The following is a 21223-nucleotide window of genomic DNA, read 5'->3' on the forward strand; positions in this document are numbered from 1 at the left end:
AGGGGATGAATATATGGGAGAAGCAATACTCGTAAAACGAGAACCGTTATGGACAAAAGAGTTTGTTGCTTTAATTTTTGCAAACTTATGTATGTTTTTAGGGTTTCAAATGTTAATTCCAACCTTACCTGTTTATGTGAAAGAAATTGGTGGCACAAGTTCCAATATCGGATTTGTTGTCGGCATGTTTACCGTTGCGGCACTTTTTGTTAGACCGCTAACTGGGAACGCCTTGCAAAAATTCAATAAAAAAATCATTTTAATGATCGGCACTGCTATCTGTTTACTCGCTATGGGCAGTTACCTTTTCGCCTCAACTATCTTTCTCTTGCTTGCTGTTCGTATTTTACACGGAGCTGGTTTCGGTATTACAACGACTACATATGGAACTGTCGTTTCTGATTTAATTCCCTCAGCTCGCCGCGGAGAAGGCATGGGATATTTTGGCCTTTCTGGAACAATTGCAATGGCCCTCGGTCCACTTATCGGACTATGGCTTATGCAAACATATAACTTCACAATTCTTTTTTTATGTGCATTATCGTGCACAGTAGTTTCATTAATATTAACGAAACTACTTCAAATCCAAAAATCGAAACAGCCTCCACAACAATCATCTAGTACTTTTCTCGATGGATTTATTGAGCGTAAAGCTTTACTTCCTTCATTATTAATATTATGTATTACATTAATGTACGGAGGAATCGGAAGTTTTATCACTCTATTTGCTACAGAAGTCGGCATAGCTGATATTAGTCTCTTCTTTTTATGTAACGCACTAGCAATCGCTGTAACTCGTCCATTCTCTGGAAAGCTATATGATGCGAAAGGCCATACATTCGTCATCATTCCGGGAGTTATTATAACTTTTACAGGCATTATTTTATTGTCGTATACGACGACAATTCCGAGCTTAATTATTGCTGCAGCATGTTACGGAAGTGGTTTTGGAGCGATCCAACCTGCACTACAAGCATGGATGATTGACCGCGTAGCACCGCATCGACGCGGCGTAGCAACAGCTACATTCTTCTCCGCATTTGACCTTGGAATCGGCGCTGGAGCGATTATATTTGGATTTATTGCTCATTTTACAAACTATGCAACTGTATATCGTTACTCCTCTCTATTACTTATTGCTTTTCTCTTCATTTACATTACAAGCATAAGAAAACAAAAGCATGGCGATAAAAACACGGAAAAAGCTGCTGGATAATTCAGTGGCTTTTTTATCGTGTTAAAAGAATTATTTCCCCTCGTTTTGCTGTTATAAAACTACATGCATTTTCCTACATATTTTTTTAACTTTCATCAAAAAATATACGATGAACTCGCAGACGCTTTCCTTAATATTCGACTGAACAACATTATTCTAAAAAGTGTGATTTCTTTACAAAATTAAGATTTATACAAGATGAAAACCAATAGAACACAGCTGTTTCTTTAAGGGATTGTAAACTTTTCTTCTCTTTGTAAATTTAGTGTAAATTTTACTAGCAAACCGTTTACAGTGCCTCAAGGTTCAGTTAATAATTACATCGTACATGAAATTTAAGGAGTGGAATGCGTGGAATATAATGTTCAAGATATGATCTTCCAGTTCATTGGTGGATTAGGTATTTTCTTATTCGGGATTAAATACATGGGCGATGGACTGCAACAAGCAGCTGGAGATCGTCTTCGCGATATTCTAGATCGTTTTACAACAAACCCACTTATGGGTGTACTAGCAGGTATGTTAGTTACGGTATTAATCCAATCCAGTTCAGGAACAACTGCTTTAACAGTCGGACTTGTAAGTGCCGGATTTATGACATTAAGACAAGCAATCGGTGTTATTATGGGTGCAAACATCGGTACGACAGTTACTGCATTTATTATCGGAATTAAAATCGGAGAATATGCTCTCCCAGTTATGGCAATTGGAGCAATCTTACTATTCTTCTTTAAAAATAAAAAAGTACATTCTGTAGGTCAAGTTGTATTCGGTTTTGGTATGTTATTCTTCGGTTTAGAATTAATGAGTGCAGGTATGAAACCTCTTCGTTCTTTAGAATCATTCCAAGAATTAACAGTTAGCATGAGTGATAATCCAATTTTAGGAATTGTTGTCGGTACAGTCTTTACTTTAATTGTACAAAGCTCAAGTGCAACTATCGGTATTTTACAAGAACTATTTGGTCAAGGTGCAATCGATTTACAAGCAGCTCTTCCTGTATTATTCGGTGATAACATCGGTACAACAATTACAGCTGTATTAGCAGCAATCGGTACTTCTATTGCCGCAAGACGTGCAGCATTAGTTCACGTTATCTTTAATATTATCGGTACAATTATCTTTACAATTTTATTAGTACCATTTACAAGTTTAATTCAATATTTCCAAACATCATTAAACTTGAACCCAGAAATGACTATTGCATTTGCACACGGAACATTTAACGTAACAAATACAATCATTCAATTCCCGTTCATTGCAGTGTTAGCATGGATCGTAACAAAAATTATTCGTGGTGAAGATGCAGCGATTGACTTCAAACCACAACATTTAAATCCAATCTTTATTGAACAATCTCCAGCCATCGCTTTAACTGAAGCTCAAAAAGAGATTATCCGTATGGCTGAGTTCTCATTACATGGATTAAAAGAAGCAAATCAATTTTTAAATACACAAGACAAAAAACACGCAAACATGGCTACTCAATTAGAAGGAGCTATTAACAATTTAGATAAAAAAATTACCGAGTATTTAGTTTTACTATCAGAAAAGCCACTTTCACCTACGGATTCTGAAAAACATTCTGTTTTAGCAGGTGTTGTTGGAGATATTGAACGTGTCGGTGATCATGTAGAAAACCTTGTAGAACTTGTAGATTTCCAAATTTCAAACCGTGTTTCACTATCAGATGAAGCATTAGCTGAATTAAACGAAATGCTTGAGTTAACAATTTCAACACTGCAAGACTCAGTTGAAGCTTTAACAAACTTCGATACTGAACTAGCTCAAACTGTTATTGCAAAAGAACGCAAAATCGACCAAATGGAACGTGTTCTTCGTAAACGTCACGTATTACGTCTAAACGAACGCAGCTGTTCAGGTGATGCAAGTATCATCTTCGTCGATATGGTAAGTAACTTAGAGCGCATTGGCGATCACGCTGTAAATATCGCTGACGGTGTTTTAGGTGAACAAGGAAAAATCAATTTAAAACAATCATTATAATAAGAAAGAGACGCTAATGTAAGCGTCTCTTTCTTATTATATTTTAACAACTGTTCTTCCTTTTAACTTTCCTTGCAATATAAGTGTAAACTTCTCCTCTAATTCTTCTAATGTACATTCTCCTGTATAAGATCTTAACTCTTTATTACTCCATTCATTTGCTAAGAGCGTCCACACATCACTTCTCACATCTGCTGGACATTGCACAGAATCTATCCCTAAAAGGCTTATGCCTCGTAAAATAAACGGATATACCGTTGTTTGTAATTCCTGGCCTGCCACATTACCGCATGTCGTTACACAACCACCATACTTTACTGTTTTTAAAGCTGTTTCTAACATACGTCCACCTACAGTATCAATAACTCCGGCGTATATCCCTTTTAACATCGGTCTTCCTGATTCATCATTCAATTCCGCGCGATGAATCACTTTTTTCGCTCCTAGACGTAGTAGCATATCTTTCTCTTCCATTTTTCCTGTCGCTCCTACTACGTTAAACCCTAACTTACTTAATATACTAACAGCTACACTGCCTACGCCGCCTGTAGCACCCGTTACTAAAACATCTCCCATATTAGGCTTGATTCCTGCCCCAATAAGCTTATATACCGACAACGCCGCAGTAAAACCTGCTGTCCCATACATCATACTTTCCTTTAATGACATTCCTTCTGGTAAAGGCACGACCCAAGATGATGGCACGCGAATATATTCTCCGAAACCACCAGAGGTATTCATACCTAAGTCATATCCCGTTACAATAACTTGATCTCCTGCTTTAATGGTAGCATCTTCACTACTCACAACTACTCCTGCAGCATCAATTCCTGGCGTATGAGGATATGTTCTCGTAACACCTTTATTACCAGTAGCTGAAAGAGCATCTTTATAATTTAATGAAGAATAATGAACTTGTATGAATACGTCTCCCTCAGGTAAACTACTTACTTCTCTCTCAACAACTTTTCTTACAAACTGATGATTTTCCTTTTCGTTCACAACGATTGCTCGGAATGATGTATGATTCATTATGCTCTCTCCTTTATCCGTCAAATTCTTCTTTATTATATAGAAGAAATAAGTAAGCTTACTCATTTCTTCTTGGCTATATTTCAACAAATCTTACTTCCCTATCACTTTCTCATAATATATATTTTCATTTCTACTAAAAGCCCTTATACTTATTCTACATCTGACAAATAATATATAGAAAATCTGACTTTTTATAAATATATTGAATTTTTACGAAATGTAAATGTTTTGTAATGTTTTTTTTCGCTAAATTTCATTATAATAAGTGGATATGAGTGTCGTATTTCAATCCAAATGAAGGAGTACAGGAAATGGAGCAAAACCCATCTTTGCAAGAAAATACACGCAATAAACCGAAAAAAAATAAGAAAAAAATAAAAATTATTATAAGCGCTATACTATTCGTTTTATTAATAGGCGGCGGTTATACTTGGTTTTTAGTAAATAAAGCATCTTCTGCTGTTCGAAATGCCGCACACGATTTAGCACGCGGTGATAAATCTGATTTACGTGATAAGGCTGTAAAACCTATTACAAACAATGTCTCTGTTTTAATAATGGGTGTCGATGAAAGCGATGTCCGTGGAAAAGAATATGGTGAAGCTATAAGAACAGACGCGCTTTTACTTGCAACATTTAATAAAGATAGCAAAACTGTTAAACTATTAAGTATCCCACGTGACACATATACTTATATTCCAATAGAAAAGAAAAAAGATAAAATTACACACGCTCATGCATTCGGTTCTGCTAAAAACGGAAAAAATGGTGGACCACAAGCAAGCATTGATGCAGTTGAAAAATTAATGAATGTTCCTGTCGATTATTTTGTAAAATTCAACTTTAAATCATTTATAAAAATCGTCGATGACTTGGGCGGTGTTGAAGTTGATGTACCAGTTGAATTTACTGAGCAAGATAGCAATGATAATGCTGAGGCTATTCATCTAGAAAAAGGTGTTCAAAAGCTAAATGGCGAAGAAGCTCTTGCTCTTGCTAGAACAAGGCACATCGATAGTGATGCAATGCGTGGACAACGTCAACAACTCGTTATCGAGGCTATTTTAAAGAAACTAACAAGTGTTGGTTCTGTAACAAAAGTTGGCAACATCATTGATGATATTAACGGACAATTCGTTACAAACTTAACATTTGATGATATGCTTTCATTCTATAAATATGGATCGGATTCGGAAATTGAGAAATTACAAATCCAAGGTGATGATTGCTACATGGCAAAAGGTGACGATACTTGTAGCAAATCTGCTGGTGGTGGTCGAACTTACTACTACAATCCAGATAAAAAAGAATTAGCTAATGTTACAAATGAACTTCGTACTCATCTTGGGCTACCTGCATATACAAAGTCTGACTCAAACTCTGATTCGAAAAAGACAAAAGAATCTAAGTCTGAAAATTCAAGTGAACGCGAATCAAATAACAATGAAGTGAAAAATAAGAACAAAAATAGCAGTGAAGATACAGAAACATCGTCTAATGACAATGAATAATATAGAAGCGGTTCTCTATGGAGGTAGAGAACCGCTTCTTTATATTCTTCCAAATATAAAAATCAGAACTTTCTAACTATCTTTTTTAATATTTTTAAATTATAATAAATAGTAGCAATCTATTCCAATTATCAGGGGGCTCATACATATGAAAGCTGCAGTAAAACATAACATCTCAGATTTTAAAGACTACTTAAAATCTAACGATATATACATGGAAGAAAATATAGATGAAAATGATGGCTCTGTTCATTTTTCAGTAGGATTAGAGACTGAAGCTGGCGCAAAGATTCAACTTATCGCTGCTTTCCAAAACGAACATCCTACGGTGGATATATACTGCTTCAATGTTGCTCACGTGCCTGATGCAACATCAACAAATGATATTTTACATGTCATCAATGAATTAAATACATCTTATCGCTTTGCAAAATTCACATTAAATAAGCAAAATGCAATTGATATTTCAACATCTCTTGCATTCTCAGAACCAAACTTTAATCCAGCACTTGTCTTTGAACATACGAGAATGCTATATAAATTAGCAAATGACGAATATAAAAACTTAATGAAAGTTATTTGGGCATAAAGTAAAACTATAATCCGTTAGGTTTACGGGCAATAAATAAAAGGATGGGCTGTAAGCAGCACCATCCTTTTATTTTGATATCATATCGATCCACATTTTAACAGCAGTGCCTACAATTAAAGTGGACAATACATATTGCAGTACTTTTTGATTTAGCCTCTTCCCGACTCGTGCTCCAAGTGGCGCAGCAAATATACTTGCAACCGCAATAATTAGAGCTGGAATGATAACTACTTGCCCAGTAACCATTTTTCCTGTAGTAATCCCTATTGAGGAAATAAACGTAATAGCGATAGATGTTGCGATCGTCATGCGCAGTGGTAATTTTAAAATAACTAGCATAATGGGAACTAAAAGGAACGAACCTCCAGCTCCTATAATGCCTGAAGCTCCCCCTACAACGAACGCTAACAAGCTTGCTAACCATTTATTATACTTCACATCTCCACTATTATTTTGTTTCGGTACAAACATCATAATAGCAGCAATTGTGGCTAAAGCTGCATAAACAACATTGACCGTATGTTCCGCTAATACGTTAGCACCAAAACTCCCTATGAAACTTCCTATTAATATACTAGCTCCCATATATACAACTAACGTTTTATCCATATCATTACTTTTCCGATAGGCCCATGCCCCTGCAAAAGTTGCAAAGAATACTTGTACCGCTGTAATACCGCTCACTTCATGTGATGTATAGCCAGAAAATCCTAGCAATACCGGAATGTATAAGATCATCGGATAATTAATAATCGCACCGCCAATTCCAACCATTCCTGATATAAACGATCCTATAAATCCAATTATAAAAAGTAATACGACTAAGCTCATCTTACATCCCCTCCCTTCTAGAAAGAAGATGAATTAAATGAATAAGTTTACATTCCCATCCGAAGCATCTGCTAAATAAGCTCCTACTCCTGCAAACTCTACCCCTTCCATAATCTCTTCCTCTTTTAACCCTAATAAATCTACTGTCATTTGACAAGCGACAAGTTTAATCCCCTGTTCTTTCGCCAAATCGATTAAATCTGGTAAAGGCATCGCATTATGTTTTTTCATAATACCTTTAATCATCTTTGGTCCCATACCTGCAAAATTCATTTTTGATAATCCCATCTTATCCGCACCGCGTGGCATCATTTTTCCAAACACTTTTTCTATAAAAGTTTTCTTTACCTTCACATGCTCATCTTTCCTTAAAGCATTTAATCCCCAAAAAGTATGAAAAATAGTTACCTCTTGATCATACGCCGCTGCACCATTTGCAATAATATAAGCAGCCATTGCTTTATCATAATCTCCGCTAAATAAAACGATTGTTGTTTTCTTCTGTTGTTCCATGTTGTTCTCCCTCCGATTACCTATAGGGGTATTTTATCATTTATAAAAAGGCTCAAATCATGTATCCCTGTACTATACGACTTTACCTTCCCATGCTAACATACCACCTACCATATTAATTGCTTGAAAACCGTAGCTCTCTAAAAACTGAACTGCTCGTGCACTTCTTCCGCCAGAACGACAAACGATAATATACTCTTTCTTTTTATCCAACTCATGCATACGAAACTCTAATAGTCCTAGTGGAATATTACACGCTTCTGGAATTTTCCCTTCGGCTACTTCTTCTACTTCACGTACGTCCATGATATTTACTGCTTCTTTACGTAACAATTTTTCTTCCAATTCTTTTACTGTCATTTCTTTCATTTTAAACTCCCTCCTCACAAACCATTCATACCGCCTGAAACATTGATAACATGCTGAAATCCTAATTTCTTTAATACCTTTGCTGCTTGCTTACTTCTCATTCCACTTTGGCAAATAACGATTACTTCCTTATTCTTATCTAATTGATTCGCCTTACTTGCTAGATCATTTAGGGGGATATTTTGAAAGCCTTTCATATGATTCCCTCTATATTCACCTACTGTACGGACATCAATAAAATACTTCCCCTTTTTCCCCACTATACTTTTCAATTCTTTGCCATTTATATTTTGAACACCTTTCACTGGTAAAAATCGTGAAATAACAAACCATGCAGCAAGTACAATGAAAAGCGTACTTAATATTGTGTTCATATAACCAACCTCTCTATATTTACAAAACTATTGCTTCACTACGCCTTCCTAATCCAAAACTTCAGCACATCGCCTTCTTCTTCAAGCTTTACGATGTCATGGCCACATTTATTTGCCCACGCTGGAATATCCTTAACTGACCCTTTATCCGTTACATGTATTTCTAACACTTCTCCAGTTTGTAGAGCATCCATTGATCTCTTTGTTCTTACAATCGGCATTGGACATGCTAAACCTTTCGCATCTAACACTTGTTTTATATTCATCATCAATTCCTCCATTTTTTATTTATTTCATTATTCGTGCACTGCACAACGATTTGGACCAATCTCCATTTCACGCTCTTTATCCACACTTGGGTGAATTTTACCCATATTGGTTTGACGAATTTCTTCATATGCATTTGGCTGAGGTGGTAAGTTTTCTGTTACAACTTTACGGAACTCTCCCTCATCCTCAATATTTAATCCTGCATTATGCTCAAATAAATCTTTTAATTTTGCACTAACGATACCACTTTCGTTCATTTCACTTATTTTTGAATAATGAGCCGGTAACACAACTAAATTTTGAGATAGCTCTTTATATCGGCTATACAAAGTATTACGTAAATCACTCACCCAATCTTCAGCCTTACCAGCAAGATCAGGACGCCCAATTGAATCTACAAATAAAATATCGCCTGATAATAAATAAGAATCATCTACAATGAATGACGTACTTCCAATCGTATGCCCTGGTGAGTATAATGCGTCAATTACAATTTTAGTCCCCCCCACCGTAATAACAGATCCTTCAACAAGCGGTTCGTATGAGAAAACAACTTCCTCTGCATCTTTTGGTGGTAACCAATACGTACCACCTACCTTTTCCGCTAACTTACGTCCTCCGGAAATATGGTCTGCATGTAAATGTGTATCCATTACATTCGTAATCGTAACGCCATGATTTTTCGCAAACTCTTCGTACGCTTCAACTGTTCTTACTGCATCAATAACTGCTGCTTCACCGTTTGAAATAACCATATATGATAAACAACCTTTTCCAAGACGGTTAAACTGATACATACTTCCGCCATCTTTTAAATCTCCCACTTTTATAGGCTTTACATATTCACTCCAAGCCTTCATACCACCAGATAAATAATAAATATTTTCTAATCCAGCCTCTGTTAATTGCTCTGCCACAAATATAGAAGACCCTTCTTTTGCACATACTACTAAAACATCTTTATCTTTAGGTAGTTCACTGACAATATGATCTACACCATCTAACAAGTCAAAATAAGGTTTATTAATAGAAGAAACTTGTTTCCCTTCAATTTTCCAATCTTCATAATCCGCCTCATTACGAACATCTAAAATGAATAACTCTCCGAATAACACTTTCTCTGCCACATCTTTTGCTTGTAACGGTTTAACACTCACTCTATTACCCCCATAGGTATATTTTTATTCAAAAAAATTTATTTCTCTATATTCCCTTGCCACTCTAACATACCTGGAATGACATTTTTCACATTTGAATAACCTTTCTCTTTCAACATTTGGCAAGCTATATCACTGCGATTACCAGTTCGGCAAATAACATAAATTTGCTTCGTCTTATCTAATACTGCGCTGTCTAATTCACCTAATGGTACCGAAATGGCGGATGGAATATGACCAAAAGCAAATTCCGCTGCTTCGCGAACATCTAATACAATGCTCTCTTCTCCATGAGACAATATAGACTGTAATTCTGCATTCGTAATTGTATGTGGATATTTCACAATTTCATTCACTTCATGCTCGTTTGCTTTCCTAACATAATGCACCAATACATCATCCTCGTGTTTCGTCCCGATATATTGATGTCCTACTTTACCCGCCCAACTTTTTATATCTACCGTAGATCCTTTATCTGTTGCCTGAACTTCAATCACTTGCCCTGGTGCTAATCCTTCTATCGCCTTCTTCGTTTTCACAATCGGCATCGGACAAGCCAACCCTTTACAATCTAAACTCATATCCACTTTTATACTCATAATTGATTCCTCCACAACTTATATACATATACCTGTAGGGGTATATTAAAATGTTTTTGAAAATCTGTCAACAATTATATTTGACAGATTATCGGCTTTTTACAAGTAATTGAACAGCTTCTTTAATTAACTCTTCATTTGAACCATTACCACTTTCAAACTGCTCACGCAAACATTGCTCTAAATTAGTCCCAACAACGAGCCCAATTGTACGATCAAGGGCAGAACGAGATGCCGTTAACTGTGTAATAACCTCTCGGCAATCTTTTCCTTCTTCCATCATACGAAGCACACCACGAACTTGACCTTCAATACGTTTCAATCTATTTTTCATATCTTGATTATATTCCATCCTATAATCACCTCATTACCATTATGTCACTATTTATAACCTATGACAATATATTATACCCTATAGGGTATTTTGTAAACCCCTATTTTTAATATTTATCTTATATGTTCACAAAACAAGAAGTGAAACCTTACTATATAGGCTTTCATTTTCCACCAAATTTTGAAGTGGAAGATGAAAAAATATTAATATACAACACATTCTGGTACTACTGTTCCGTATAATTTAAGGCCACCATCTAAGTTCTTTACCTTATATCCTTTTTCCATTAACATGCGCGCTGCAACATACCCTCTCATACCAAGTTGGCAAGTGATATATATTTCTTTGTCCATTGGCACTTCATCCAATCGATCACGTAATTCATCTAACGGAATATTAATAGAGTCTTTAATCATTCCCTGTTTTAGTTCATTAGGCTCTCGAACATCAATAAGATATCCACCATTTTTAACAATGTGATCTATTTCATGCCATTGCACTGTGTCCACAAAACCATCTACTATATTACTTGCCGCATACCCCACCATGTTTACTGGGTCTTTTGCAGCAGAATAGGGCGGGGCATATGATAATTCTAAATCCGGCAAATCGATTACAGTTAAGTTTGCCTTCATTGCCGTTGCAATAACATCAATACGCTTATCTACACCATCACGCCCTAACGCCTGCGCTCCATAAATTTTTCCGCTTTCTTTATTAAAGATTAATTTTATTAGCACAGGCGTAGCATTCGGATAATATCCCGCATGAGAATTTGCCTGTACATGTACTACCTCATAGGGTATATTTAGTCGTTTTAATATTTTCTCATTCACTCCAGTCGAAGCAACTGTTAAATCAAAAACTTTAGCCACAGAAGTTCCCATCGTACCTTTATATAAAGAATCCGTATGACCATGAATAATATCTGCTAACATGCGACCTTGACGATTAGCTGGCCACGCTAAAGGAATCATCGTTTCTATTTCTGTAACAAAATCTTTCACTTCAATCGCATCACCAATTGCATATACATATGGGTCAGATGTTTGAAATTTCTCATTTACCTTTATCGTTCCTCTAACTCCCAATGCTAATCCTGCCTCTTTCGCTAAACTACTCTCTGGTTGTACACCAATTGCTAAAATAATCATATCTGTTTTTATAACTGAGCCACTTTTTAAACGTACAATAGCCCCGTGCTCTTCTAACGCATCTACACCGTCTTCTAAAACAAGCTCAACATTGTGATTTCTCATATGTTCATGTACGTATGCTGCCATTTCATAATCGATTGGTGGCATTACTTGATTCGCCATCTCTACAAGAGTAACATCAATTCCTCGTTCTCTTAAATTCTCAACCATTTCCACTCCAATAAATCCTCCACCAATAACCGTCGCATGACGTGGTTTCTTCTCATCAATATACGCTTTTATACGATCTGTATCAGGTACATTTCGTAACGTAAACAACGCCTTCGCTTCTTCAATGCCCGGAATAGGTGGAACAATTGGTTTCGCCCCTGGTGAAAGAATCAAAACATCATATTCCTCGTTATATGTTTCATCTGTAGTTACATTCTTTATCGTAATTGTTTTCTCTTCTTTATTAATCTTTACAACTTCACTCAATACACGTATATCTAGATTAAAGCGCTTTGACATTCTTTCAACAGTTTGTACTAATAACTTTTGTCTTTCTGTAATAACACCGCCAATATAGTATGGTAAGCCACAATTTGCAAATGAAATATATTCACCGCGCTCCACCATAATAATTTCATCTTCTTCACTTAAACGACGAAGCCTTGCAGCTACTGATGCCCCGCCAGCAACTCCGCCTACTACAACTATCTTTCTGGACATATTTCAAACCTCCATGTTATTTATTATTTAATTTTTTCATGTATCACACAAAAACCTATACCTGTATGGGTATATAATAGAGTATGAAAAATTTAATTTCAATCAATATGTCTTTCTTTCACAAATTTGAAACAAAAAAGAACTTAGATATTTCCAAGTTCTTTTTCATATAGTTCTGTTCTATAACTTTCTTTACTATTACATCAATACCTAAAGATGGTGTAGTATGAGGGAATACTTGTTTTAGATAACTGAACTACACCTACATTTAAATTTCCAAACTCAATAGTTTCACTTGAAGTTGAATATATTTCGCTTAAAATTCTTAAATACCACAATCTAAGAAAATGACTCCAAATGGATTTACTATATTTATTCAGACCATCTTTTAATATTATTAAACACATTGTCTGTTATCCGATTTCCAAAATTCATATTTTTATTTCCTCTTGTATGAATGGCTATTATTTTGATACCTGTATCAAAATAATGATATACAGGTGATCCACTTTGCCCTTCATAAGTATCAATCTTGTATGTTAGTCTGCTAGGATTAACACCTTCAATTGGACCATAATCTCTCCACATTGTGTAACGTTCATTTCCTATTTTATCAGCTGGATATCCAGGAATCACCGCAAGTAAACCTTTTGGTGATTCTACATAGGTAGTTCTATATCCAAACCAACCCGTATAATCTCCTGGAGACCCATTTAATTTAATCGTTCCATAATCATAATTTGAATTTTCGTTATCAGTCCATCCACTTACCGAGTAAAGTTTTGTTCCTTTATAAGGTAAATACGGTGCTTGTCCTCCATTACGTCCTGGAGTTACAATAACATTTGTCGCCCATCCACCAATTTCTTTATTGTAAATACAATGTCCAGCTGTCAGCACTGTATCTTTACTAATTAGTGCTCCTGTACATCCATAAATTTCTCCACTATTATACTGAGTTGCTATATGGACTACAGCACTATACGGATATGAAGTTGTATCATTAACCCGTATTCGATCATCTATTCCTATAACAGAATAGGTAAGAATGTTAGGTGAATAATTTAACTTCGTATTTTCTAAGAAGACTCCCCAATCTTCCCCACCATGTTTACGCCCTTCAAATGAAGGTGAAACAAGATCTTCTCCCCTTCGATCATTACTATACAAAGATTGTTCTTGAAAAAGTACACGTTCTCCCTCATTTGAAACTGATGTCCACGGTACATCTTCTGCATACACCTTCTGATTCACCAAAAATACTGTACAAAAAAAGATAAAAAGAACACCAAAACTATAAAGAGCCAACCTACATCTTATAGAAATAAAGCTATCCAACATAACTTACCTCCTATACAAATGATAGCGAACAATTGAAGATCCCTTTATAAATTCTAGTTTTTCTTTTTTTAGAAGTCAATGTAATTAATAATGATTATCATCATTAATTACATTGACTTAACAAAATCAAACAATAAGTCATATTCTTTACTCTGCGTTCAAAAACCTGTCTCATTAAAGTTTCACCATATTACATAAATCCATAACCTTTTTCACAATCAACTCCGCAGTATTCTCTCCCGGTGGCATTAACAAATTTGTAACTGTTCCATACACAATAGGACTTAATTCTACTTCATATCCGCCATATGCATATTCGTCTTTTGTCGGTAAATAACCAAGATATCCGTTCATATATCCACCAAAGAAAGCCAATTCATTTTGAAGGCTCTCTTTCATTGCTAAGGCAGTTTCTGAAAAAGGTTCCATCGGTATACCTGAAAACATACCATCATTAACTTGAAACAGTTGAACTTCTAAATCTATACGTAACTTCCGAATACCTTGCCTATATTTCTCTAATACGATAGCAAGCCATTCATCCGTATTCACGCCCCACTGCTTCTCGGCTAATCGAGCCATGCTTCGTATCTCATCAATTTCAGGAATATCCTTCAACTTCATTTGCATCATACTTGAAACTGTCCTTAATTTTACAATTGGACTATATGTAACTGTTGGTAACATCGTTAATACATGTCCACTAAGTATGTAAGCCATTTGTTTTAACGCTTCCCTTGAACCGCGATATTTCGCATTCACATTTCCAGCGGCACCTTGAACAATAATAACAGGGCAGTTCACTATCTGCTCTAGAATCTCTCTCGTTATTCCAGGATAATCTGCTGATAATTCATCGCTATCACCTTTTAAAACATTCGGATGCGCAGTACAAAATACTATAATCCCAGATAGCTCCTTCGTTTCAGCATTTCTGATTGCCAACATGCCAATTCGTTTATCTACAACACCCTCAATATTTGTTCCCATCTTTGCTCTTCCATCAGATGTTCTCTCTCGTCGGTTTACACCGATATCACCTGTCGTAACACCCCATCCAACTTCGCATCGCTTTAAATTGTTATTTGCAGTAACAGCACCATGTACTACATTATTTACTAAAATCATTTTATACGACTGCACTAGCGGATCATCACCGACTGTCTCTGGACCGGAATGCGTATGAGTATAAACAACCGTTATTCGCTCAAATGGCACATGAAGCCTACTTGCTACTCGCTCACGAATCATATTCGTATCTTCTACTAACATCCCAATATTATCGATACTTATAAACACAGTTTTCATTTCATCTTTTTCAAATACAAAAACTGTCCCATAAATACGCTCTTCAATATTATTTATTCCTGTCTCTCTATGATATCCGACAAAATCAATACCTACAGGCGGCGTAATATCAACCTTACATACCCCTATTTTGCTCATTTAAATCACTCCATTTCTCTATATAACTCCCTTTTTTCAAGAATAGCATATTTAACTTGGTTCCAAATAAAAAGAACGGACACAGTATCCTATGTCCGTTCTTCCCCTCACACATACTTCCGATGCACCATCTTACCATCATAAGAAAACACAACGCCCTTACTCTCCACAATGGACTCCATATGCACCGTTCTTCCCCATAGTTGATGAAGATATGGTAATACTTTTTCTAAGTATTTTAAATCGAGCTCGATTCCTTCGTAACTATGTTTAATGTATAATTCTCCGTTCTTTAAGTAGTCTCCATCTTCTACTACTAAGTACGGGAACCCACCATTTGTACGCATATTTACGAGTTGATCACGTACATTTTCCCATTCTTTATCTATTACCTTATATTCTTTTCCTTGGCGCTGGAATAAGTACATATCTTCTCGCATAACAAGATCTTTATTTAAGTAGTTTCTTAAGAACGATACGTCCCATTCAATTTCTCGTACTTCAAACATTTTGTCACGGCCCGATCCTGGTTTTACGCCCCGTCGCTTCATTTCTTCAGTCGGATTGTTGTACCGTTCTTCAATATCTTCAAAGATTTTAATACCGAGGTAGTATGGATTAATACTTGTTTTTGATGGCTGAACGACACCTGCATTTAGTTTCGCAAATTCAATTGCTTCATCAGAGGTTAAGTCCATTTCACGAAGTATGCGTTGATGCCAGTAGGATGCCCAGCCTTCGTTCATGATTTTCGTTTCAAGCTGCGGCCAAAAATATAACATTTCTTCGCGCATCATCGTTAATATATCACGCTGCCAATCTTCTAACTCACGGCTATATTCTTCAATAAAGAGAAGTAAATCCTTCTCTGGTTGCGGTGGGATTTTCTTCTTTTTACGTATATTAGAGCGCTCTTGTTTTTTATTTCGGTTATCTAAATTCCATAAATCATCGTATTGCGATACCTTTTTCTTTTCTACTTCTTCCTCTTCTAAATCATCAATACTCCATGCGAGCTTCGGACGCATAAGCGACGGATCAATATGCTCTTGAATGGCAAGTACGGCATCTAAAAATGTTTCTACCTCTGCTTTTCCATACTTATGCTCATAAGCTTTCACACGGTCCGCTGTTGCGGCCATACTCTCTACCATATCTCGCTTCGTATTTGAAAAACGAATATTATTTTTGAAGAAGTCACAGTGTGCTAAAACGTGCGCGACAATTAATTTGTTTTGAATTAAAGAGTTCGTATCTAATAAAAAGGCGTAACATGGATCAGAGTTAATAACGAGTTCGTATATTTTACTAAGTCCTAAATCGTATTGTAATTTCATTCTGAAAAATTGTTTTCCAAAACTCCAATGTGAAAACCTTGTCGGCATCCCATATGCACCAAATGTATAAATAATTTCCGCTGGACATATTTCATAACGCATCGGATAAAAATCAAGCCCAAATCCAGTCGCAATTTCCGTAATTTCCGCAATCGCATATTGCAGTGCTTTATCGTCACTTGCTCTCATTATTTTCCCTCCTTACACTTTCCCTTAAGAAAGTGTATGATGAAGAACAAGCTTTCATGAGGATTGATTGCATAATAAAAAGACACCCCCGCAAAAACGAGAATGTCTCATCTATTAACCTTCAATAATCTCCATCTTCTCCGTAATCGGAGTACGTGCTTTTCCTTCTGGCGCTTTATCGAAATAGCCGATATGAAGAATTCCAACGATACGTTGGCCTCTTGTTAAACCGATTCCTTCTATAAATAATGGATTGTAGTTTAATCCGCCTGATTTCCAAACGCAACCTAATCCGCGTTCCCAAGCAAGAAGTTGGAAGTTTTGCATGAATGCACATGTTGCAGCATAATCTTCATCACGTTGAATTTGACGCGGATCTTCATTTATATATACAACGATTTGTGCAGGCGTGCTTAAAAAACGATCTGATAAAATTTTACCACGTTTCGCTCTTTCTTCTTCCGTGAAAGAGTTTAATACTGCATCTACTAATTTCTTGCGGCCTTCTCCGATGTATAGTTTACAATTCCATGGTTCACGGTGCTTATGATTTGGTGCCCATGTTGCATCGTTTAATAGTTCAATTAATAAATCTTTTTCTACTGCTTTGTCTGTAAATGTACGAACAGAGCGTCTTTCTTTAATCACATTAGCGATGGAAGTATATGTAGTCATATTTATCTCTCCCTTATTTTTATCTATATGTATAAGTTTATCGTCATCATTGATATTGATTTTCAATTTCGATTATACCTTAGTTTTTTACTATTAATCAATGTTTTATGTTGGAAAACTTCTAAAAACGTCATTTCATACTGTGAATAAAAAAACTTGATTTGTTCACAAGTATTTCACATTTTATGGAAATGATATGTGTACAGTTTTCTACATTATCCATCTAGGAGGAGTTTACATGTACAAAAAAATCGCTGTTTGTATGACTATGGCAGCATTATTATGCGGGATATCCACCTTCCCTACATCCGCTGCCACACCAAAAGAAGTAACAATGCATCACCATAAACCAATTCCAGAAGAAGAAGTGCAATCGCTAGAAAAACTCGGCTATAACAAACATGAAATTTGGAAAGCTGCTCATATTGCAAGAATTAGTAATAAAGAAATAAAAGATGTTTTAGCTTACTATAAGCAAAATAAATCTTGGGAGAAAACAGCCGAGCATTTCGGTGTAGATCCAAGTAAGCTGAAAAAGCATCATATGAATAAAGAAACAAAGCAAGCACTGCTACAACAGTTAGCAACTATGCAAAAATCCACACCTGATCAGCTAAAGCAAAAAATGAAAGAATATAACATCAAATTGCGTCATCTTACTGTGTTAACAATCATCTCTCAAAAAAGCAATACCCCTCTTGATGATGTATTAAAGATGAAAAAAGATGGAATGGACATTAAACAAATTGCCGAAAAATTAAATGTAAAAAGAGAAGATATACGAGCGGAAATGATGAAATTAGTGAAGTCTATTAAAGAACAAAAAACAAATTAAACTGCTAAAAAGGAAGAGGCTTTCACCACTCTTCCTTTTCTTTATGAACTTTCAATTTTTAAGTATAAATTCCCGTCTTTCCCAAAAACTAACACAAGTAAATGATGTAAGTTAGGGGTGAGAAAATGTTCGGTTTATCATCTAAGAAATCAAAAAAGACTAATACAAAAACACTTTGTTCTATTCCAGAATTTATACAAACCATGAAAGAATCAAGCGATTTTGTCTCTTATAATATACTTAAAGATGAAACGTTGTGCTTGTTTTATTATAAATCTGTCGTGGAAGCACTTATTATTAAACAATTCATTTTAACTCCTATAAAAAAGGAATCGGAACAAATCCAAAACATCTCTGATTTATGTAATATTATCTCTATTGAAGACATTATTACCTCCCCTTCTATTGATGATATTCGTGAAAAATTATTAGGTGGATATATTTTAATACGCTTAAAAAACAATTCGAATCCTGATCAATATGCTTTAATTCGTGCCGAAAGTACTGTTTTAGGAAAACGATTATATAACGATACAGAAAATGAGTATAGCGTAATCGGGCCTAAAATCGGTTTCGTTGAAAACCTTGATACAAATATCCACTTATTACGCCGAAATATCGTAACGGAGCAACTCATTTTTAAAGAAGTTACCGTCGGATCTATATCAAAAACGAAAGTAGCAGTTGCTTATATAGAAGGAATTACAAATGAACAATTTGTCAACACCGCAATTCAACGGTTAGAAGACATTGACTTTGATGTCCCATTTGATGCAACTATGATTGAGCAATTTATTAGCGATAATAGCAATTCACCTTTTCCTGTTCTATTACCTACAGAACGATTAGATCGAGCTGTATTTGCATTAATTAACGGGGAAGTTTTAATTTTAACAGATGGCTCTCCATATGCTTTATCAGGACCAACAACGTTACTGGATTTTTTCATTTCACCAGAAGATTATTATTTACCGTGGATGATTGGATCGTTCTTTCGTATTATTCGTTTTTTCGGAGCTATATTTTCTCTTTTTTCCTCCGCTATTTATACAGCGGCTTTAACATATCATTATCAAATGATTCCTGCTGATTTACTAGGTCCTATTATTTTCTCGAGAGCTAACGTACCTTTCCCTCCTATTCTAGAAGCACTCTTTTTAGAAATTACAATTGAATTGCTTCGTGAAGCAGGAGCACGTTTACCAACGAAAGTCGGACAAACGATTGGGATTGTTGGGGGGATTGTAATTGGCCAAGCATCCGTGGAGGCAGCTTTGACAAGTACAATTTTATTAATTGCAGTTGCTTTATCCGCTCTTGCATCTTTCACAACACCAACCGTAAAGATGTCTTCTACTATCCGGTTGTTACGCTTTCCGCTTATTCTCTTAGCCGGTGCATTCGGAGGATTAGGCCTCGCTGTCGGATTTGTATTTATTTTAGCTCATTTAATTAAATTAAAATCGCTTGGATCACCTTATTTGTTACCTTTATATCCATTTCGTGGTTTAGGTACAGCAGAAGGTTTTCTTCGATTACCATTTAGTCAAACGGCACAAAGACCTTCTTTTCTTAGACCAAAATCAAAATGGCGCTACAATCCAAACAAATCGAAGCAAAAACGTGATGGTGAGAATGAATGAAAAAAATTTTATTGCACCTTATCATTATCTTCTTCGTTTTACAAACTGGCTGTACACAAACGTATATAGTGGATGCACAGCGTATTATTCATATTGCTGGATTTGACATCACAAAAAACAAAAAATTCCAAGGAACTATTCTATTCCCAGAGTACACACATGGTGTAAAGTCTAAACCAGAGACGCAAACAACATCTGCCCGTTCACTTGAAACAATTGCTTCACGATTAAATGCGAAATCTCCTCACAATGTTGTTGTAGGTCAAATGCGTGTCGTCCTATTTGGAAAGGCTCTAGGGGAACGCGGAATGGGAGAGATTATTACTAACTTACAACGTGACCCAAATATCGGGCGTGATGTACAACTAGCAATTGTAGATGGATCGGCTGAAGAGCTTTTAAATTACGGAAAAAAAAATGGGTCTTTATATATTGCTGATTTACTCGAGCAAAATATAAGAAATGAGAACATTCCACAAACTGAATTAAACATTTTTTTATATAATTATTACTCTTCTGTATGTGATGCCTATGTTCCTTATATTAAAATGGACGATAATCATTCTGTCGCTGTCAAAGGACTTGCCTTTTTAAAAGGCGATAAAGTCGTCATGTATACGGATAAAAGACATTCTGTTTTAGCAAAATTACTTATTAATCCTACGAAAAATGGACGTTACGAAGCAGCAATAAAAAAGGATAAACATAAAGGTATGGTTGTTATACAAAACTTAGCTGGGGAAAATAAGTATGATATAGATCAAACTGGCGACATACCAAAAGTAAAAATCCATTTAAAACTAAATGGATTAATTAAAAACTCTCCTAATTGGATTGATCTAAGAAAAAAAACAAATATCAACTATATAAAAAAACAAATTGAACGAAATGTCGAAAAAGACTGTGAAGATTTAATAAAACAATTTCAAGAAAAAGAAATTGATCCTTTAGGAATACGAGATGAAATTAGAAGCCATACGAGAAAATGGAATATAAAACAACTTCGAAATATGTATAAAAATATAGCGGTAGATATAAATTTAGATCTTAATATTGTACAATCTGGAATCGGAGAATAGTG

General features: G+C 35.5%; 21 protein-coding genes. 7 read left to right on the forward strand and 14 right to left on the reverse strand.

Going from position 1 to position 21223, the window contains the following annotated elements; all coding sequences use genetic code 11:
- Positions 1-13 precede the first annotated feature (13 nt).
- Both AU379_RS23215 and AU379_RS23220 read left to right on the forward strand, forming a co-directional pair.
- Positions 14-1216, forward strand: a complete 1203-nt coding sequence (locus AU379_RS23215; protein WP_000503243.1) for an MFS transporter — start codon at positions 14-16, stop codon at positions 1214-1216.
- A gap of 351 nt (positions 1217-1567) precedes the next feature.
- Positions 1568-3223, forward strand: coding sequence for a Na/Pi cotransporter family protein (locus tag AU379_RS23220; RefSeq protein ID WP_000456270.1), 1656 nt, complete (start codon positions 1568-1570; stop codon positions 3221-3223).
- A 36-nt stretch (positions 3224-3259) separates the two neighbouring features.
- On the opposite strand, the gene AU379_RS23225 is transcribed toward AU379_RS23220, so the two are convergent.
- Positions 3260-4255 (reverse strand): YhdH/YhfP family quinone oxidoreductase, encoded by a 996-nt coding sequence (locus AU379_RS23225; protein WP_001016957.1) that lies wholly within the window; start codon positions 4253-4255, stop codon positions 3260-3262.
- 314 nt (positions 4256-4569) lie between these two features.
- Between AU379_RS23225 and AU379_RS23230 the strand changes: the two genes are divergently transcribed.
- Together AU379_RS23230 and AU379_RS23235 are read left to right on the forward strand one after the other, a co-directional pair.
- A complete protein-coding gene (locus AU379_RS23230; protein WP_000437392.1) occupies positions 4570-5769 on the forward strand; it encodes an LCP family protein in 1200 nt (399 codons plus the stop codon).
- 148 nt (positions 5770-5917) lie between these two features.
- The gene (locus AU379_RS23235; protein WP_000642362.1) at positions 5918-6358 is read left to right on the forward strand and encodes a hypothetical protein; all 441 of its coding nucleotides are present in this window, start codon (positions 5918-5920) and stop codon (positions 6356-6358) included.
- A 69-nt stretch (positions 6359-6427) separates the two neighbouring features.
- Here AU379_RS23235 and AU379_RS23240 read toward each other — a convergent pair whose 3' ends face one another.
- From AU379_RS23240 to AU379_RS23300, 13 genes are all read right to left on the reverse strand, one after another.
- On the reverse strand, positions 6428-7192 hold the full coding sequence (locus AU379_RS23240) for a sulfite exporter TauE/SafE family protein (RefSeq protein WP_000060714.1): 765 nt from the start codon (positions 7190-7192) through the stop codon (positions 6428-6430).
- A gap of 33 nt (positions 7193-7225) precedes the next feature.
- Positions 7226-7705: a DsrE/DsrF/DrsH-like family protein gene (locus AU379_RS23245; protein ID WP_000437728.1), complete on the reverse strand. Its 480-nt coding sequence runs from the start codon at positions 7703-7705 to the stop codon at positions 7226-7228.
- 72 nt (positions 7706-7777) lie between these two features.
- Positions 7778-8074 carry a rhodanese-like domain-containing protein gene (locus AU379_RS23250; RefSeq protein WP_000661814.1) on the reverse strand — a complete coding sequence of 99 codons (297 nt, stop codon included), beginning with the start codon at positions 8072-8074 and terminating at the stop codon, positions 7778-7780.
- 14 nt (positions 8075-8088) lie between these two features.
- Positions 8089-8448 (reverse strand): rhodanese-like domain-containing protein, encoded by a 360-nt coding sequence (locus tag AU379_RS23255; RefSeq protein ID WP_001092317.1) that lies wholly within the window; start codon positions 8446-8448, stop codon positions 8089-8091.
- A 38-nt stretch (positions 8449-8486) separates the two neighbouring features.
- Positions 8487-8717: a sulfurtransferase TusA family protein gene (locus tag AU379_RS23260; protein ID WP_002098804.1), complete on the reverse strand. Its 231-nt coding sequence runs from the start codon at positions 8715-8717 to the stop codon at positions 8487-8489.
- Positions 8718-8744: 27 nt separating this feature from the next.
- Positions 8745-9875: a rhodanese-like domain-containing protein gene (locus AU379_RS23265; protein WP_061139771.1), complete on the reverse strand. Its 1131-nt coding sequence runs from the start codon at positions 9873-9875 to the stop codon at positions 8745-8747.
- Positions 9876-9913: 38 nt separating this feature from the next.
- Positions 9914-10474: a sulfurtransferase TusA family protein gene (locus AU379_RS23270; RefSeq protein ID WP_000023957.1), complete on the reverse strand. Its 561-nt coding sequence runs from the start codon at positions 10472-10474 to the stop codon at positions 9914-9916.
- A gap of 88 nt (positions 10475-10562) precedes the next feature.
- The gene (locus tag AU379_RS23275) at positions 10563-10826 is read right to left on the reverse strand and encodes a metal-sensitive transcriptional regulator (protein WP_000456206.1); all 264 of its coding nucleotides are present in this window, start codon (positions 10824-10826) and stop codon (positions 10563-10565) included.
- Positions 10827-11011: 185 nt separating this feature from the next.
- Positions 11012-12676 (reverse strand): CoA-disulfide reductase, encoded by a 1665-nt coding sequence (gene cdr / locus AU379_RS23280; protein WP_061139772.1) that lies wholly within the window; start codon positions 12674-12676, stop codon positions 11012-11014.
- A gap of 372 nt (positions 12677-13048) precedes the next feature.
- On the reverse strand, positions 13049-14017 hold the full coding sequence (locus tag AU379_RS23285) for a serine protease (RefSeq protein WP_061139773.1): 969 nt from the start codon (positions 14015-14017) through the stop codon (positions 13049-13051).
- A gap of 174 nt (positions 14018-14191) precedes the next feature.
- A complete protein-coding gene (locus AU379_RS23290) occupies positions 14192-15463 on the reverse strand; it encodes a neutral/alkaline non-lysosomal ceramidase N-terminal domain-containing protein (protein WP_000034547.1) in 1272 nt (423 codons plus the stop codon).
- Positions 15464-15570: 107 nt separating this feature from the next.
- Positions 15571-16989 carry a stage V sporulation protein SpoVR gene (spoVR, locus tag AU379_RS23295; protein WP_001202701.1) on the reverse strand — a complete coding sequence of 473 codons (1419 nt, stop codon included), beginning with the start codon at positions 16987-16989 and terminating at the stop codon, positions 15571-15573.
- Between the two features lie 114 nt (positions 16990-17103).
- The gene (locus tag AU379_RS23300) at positions 17104-17664 is read right to left on the reverse strand and encodes a nitroreductase (protein WP_000214819.1); all 561 of its coding nucleotides are present in this window, start codon (positions 17662-17664) and stop codon (positions 17104-17106) included.
- A 238-nt stretch (positions 17665-17902) separates the two neighbouring features.
- On the opposite strand from AU379_RS23300, the gene AU379_RS23305 reads away from it, so the two are divergent.
- From AU379_RS23305 to AU379_RS23315, 3 genes are all read left to right on the forward strand, one after another.
- A complete protein-coding gene (locus AU379_RS23305; protein WP_000276968.1) occupies positions 17903-18499 on the forward strand; it encodes a hypothetical protein in 597 nt (198 codons plus the stop codon).
- Positions 18500-18624: 125 nt separating this feature from the next.
- A complete protein-coding gene (locus AU379_RS23310; RefSeq protein ID WP_000467488.1) occupies positions 18625-20142 on the forward strand; it encodes a spore germination protein in 1518 nt (505 codons plus the stop codon).
- Entirely contained in the window at positions 20139-21221 is a 1083-nt protein-coding gene (locus AU379_RS23315) for a Ger(x)C family spore germination protein (RefSeq protein ID WP_000722246.1), read from the forward strand. Before AU379_RS23310 ends, AU379_RS23315 begins: the two co-directional genes overlap by 4 nt.
- The last annotated feature ends 2 nt before the right edge of the window (positions 21222-21223 follow it).

It is taken from the genome of Bacillus sp. JH7 (assembly GCF_001563515.1).
Lineage (GTDB): Bacteria > Bacillota > Bacilli > Bacillales > Bacillaceae_G > Bacillus_A > Bacillus_A cereus.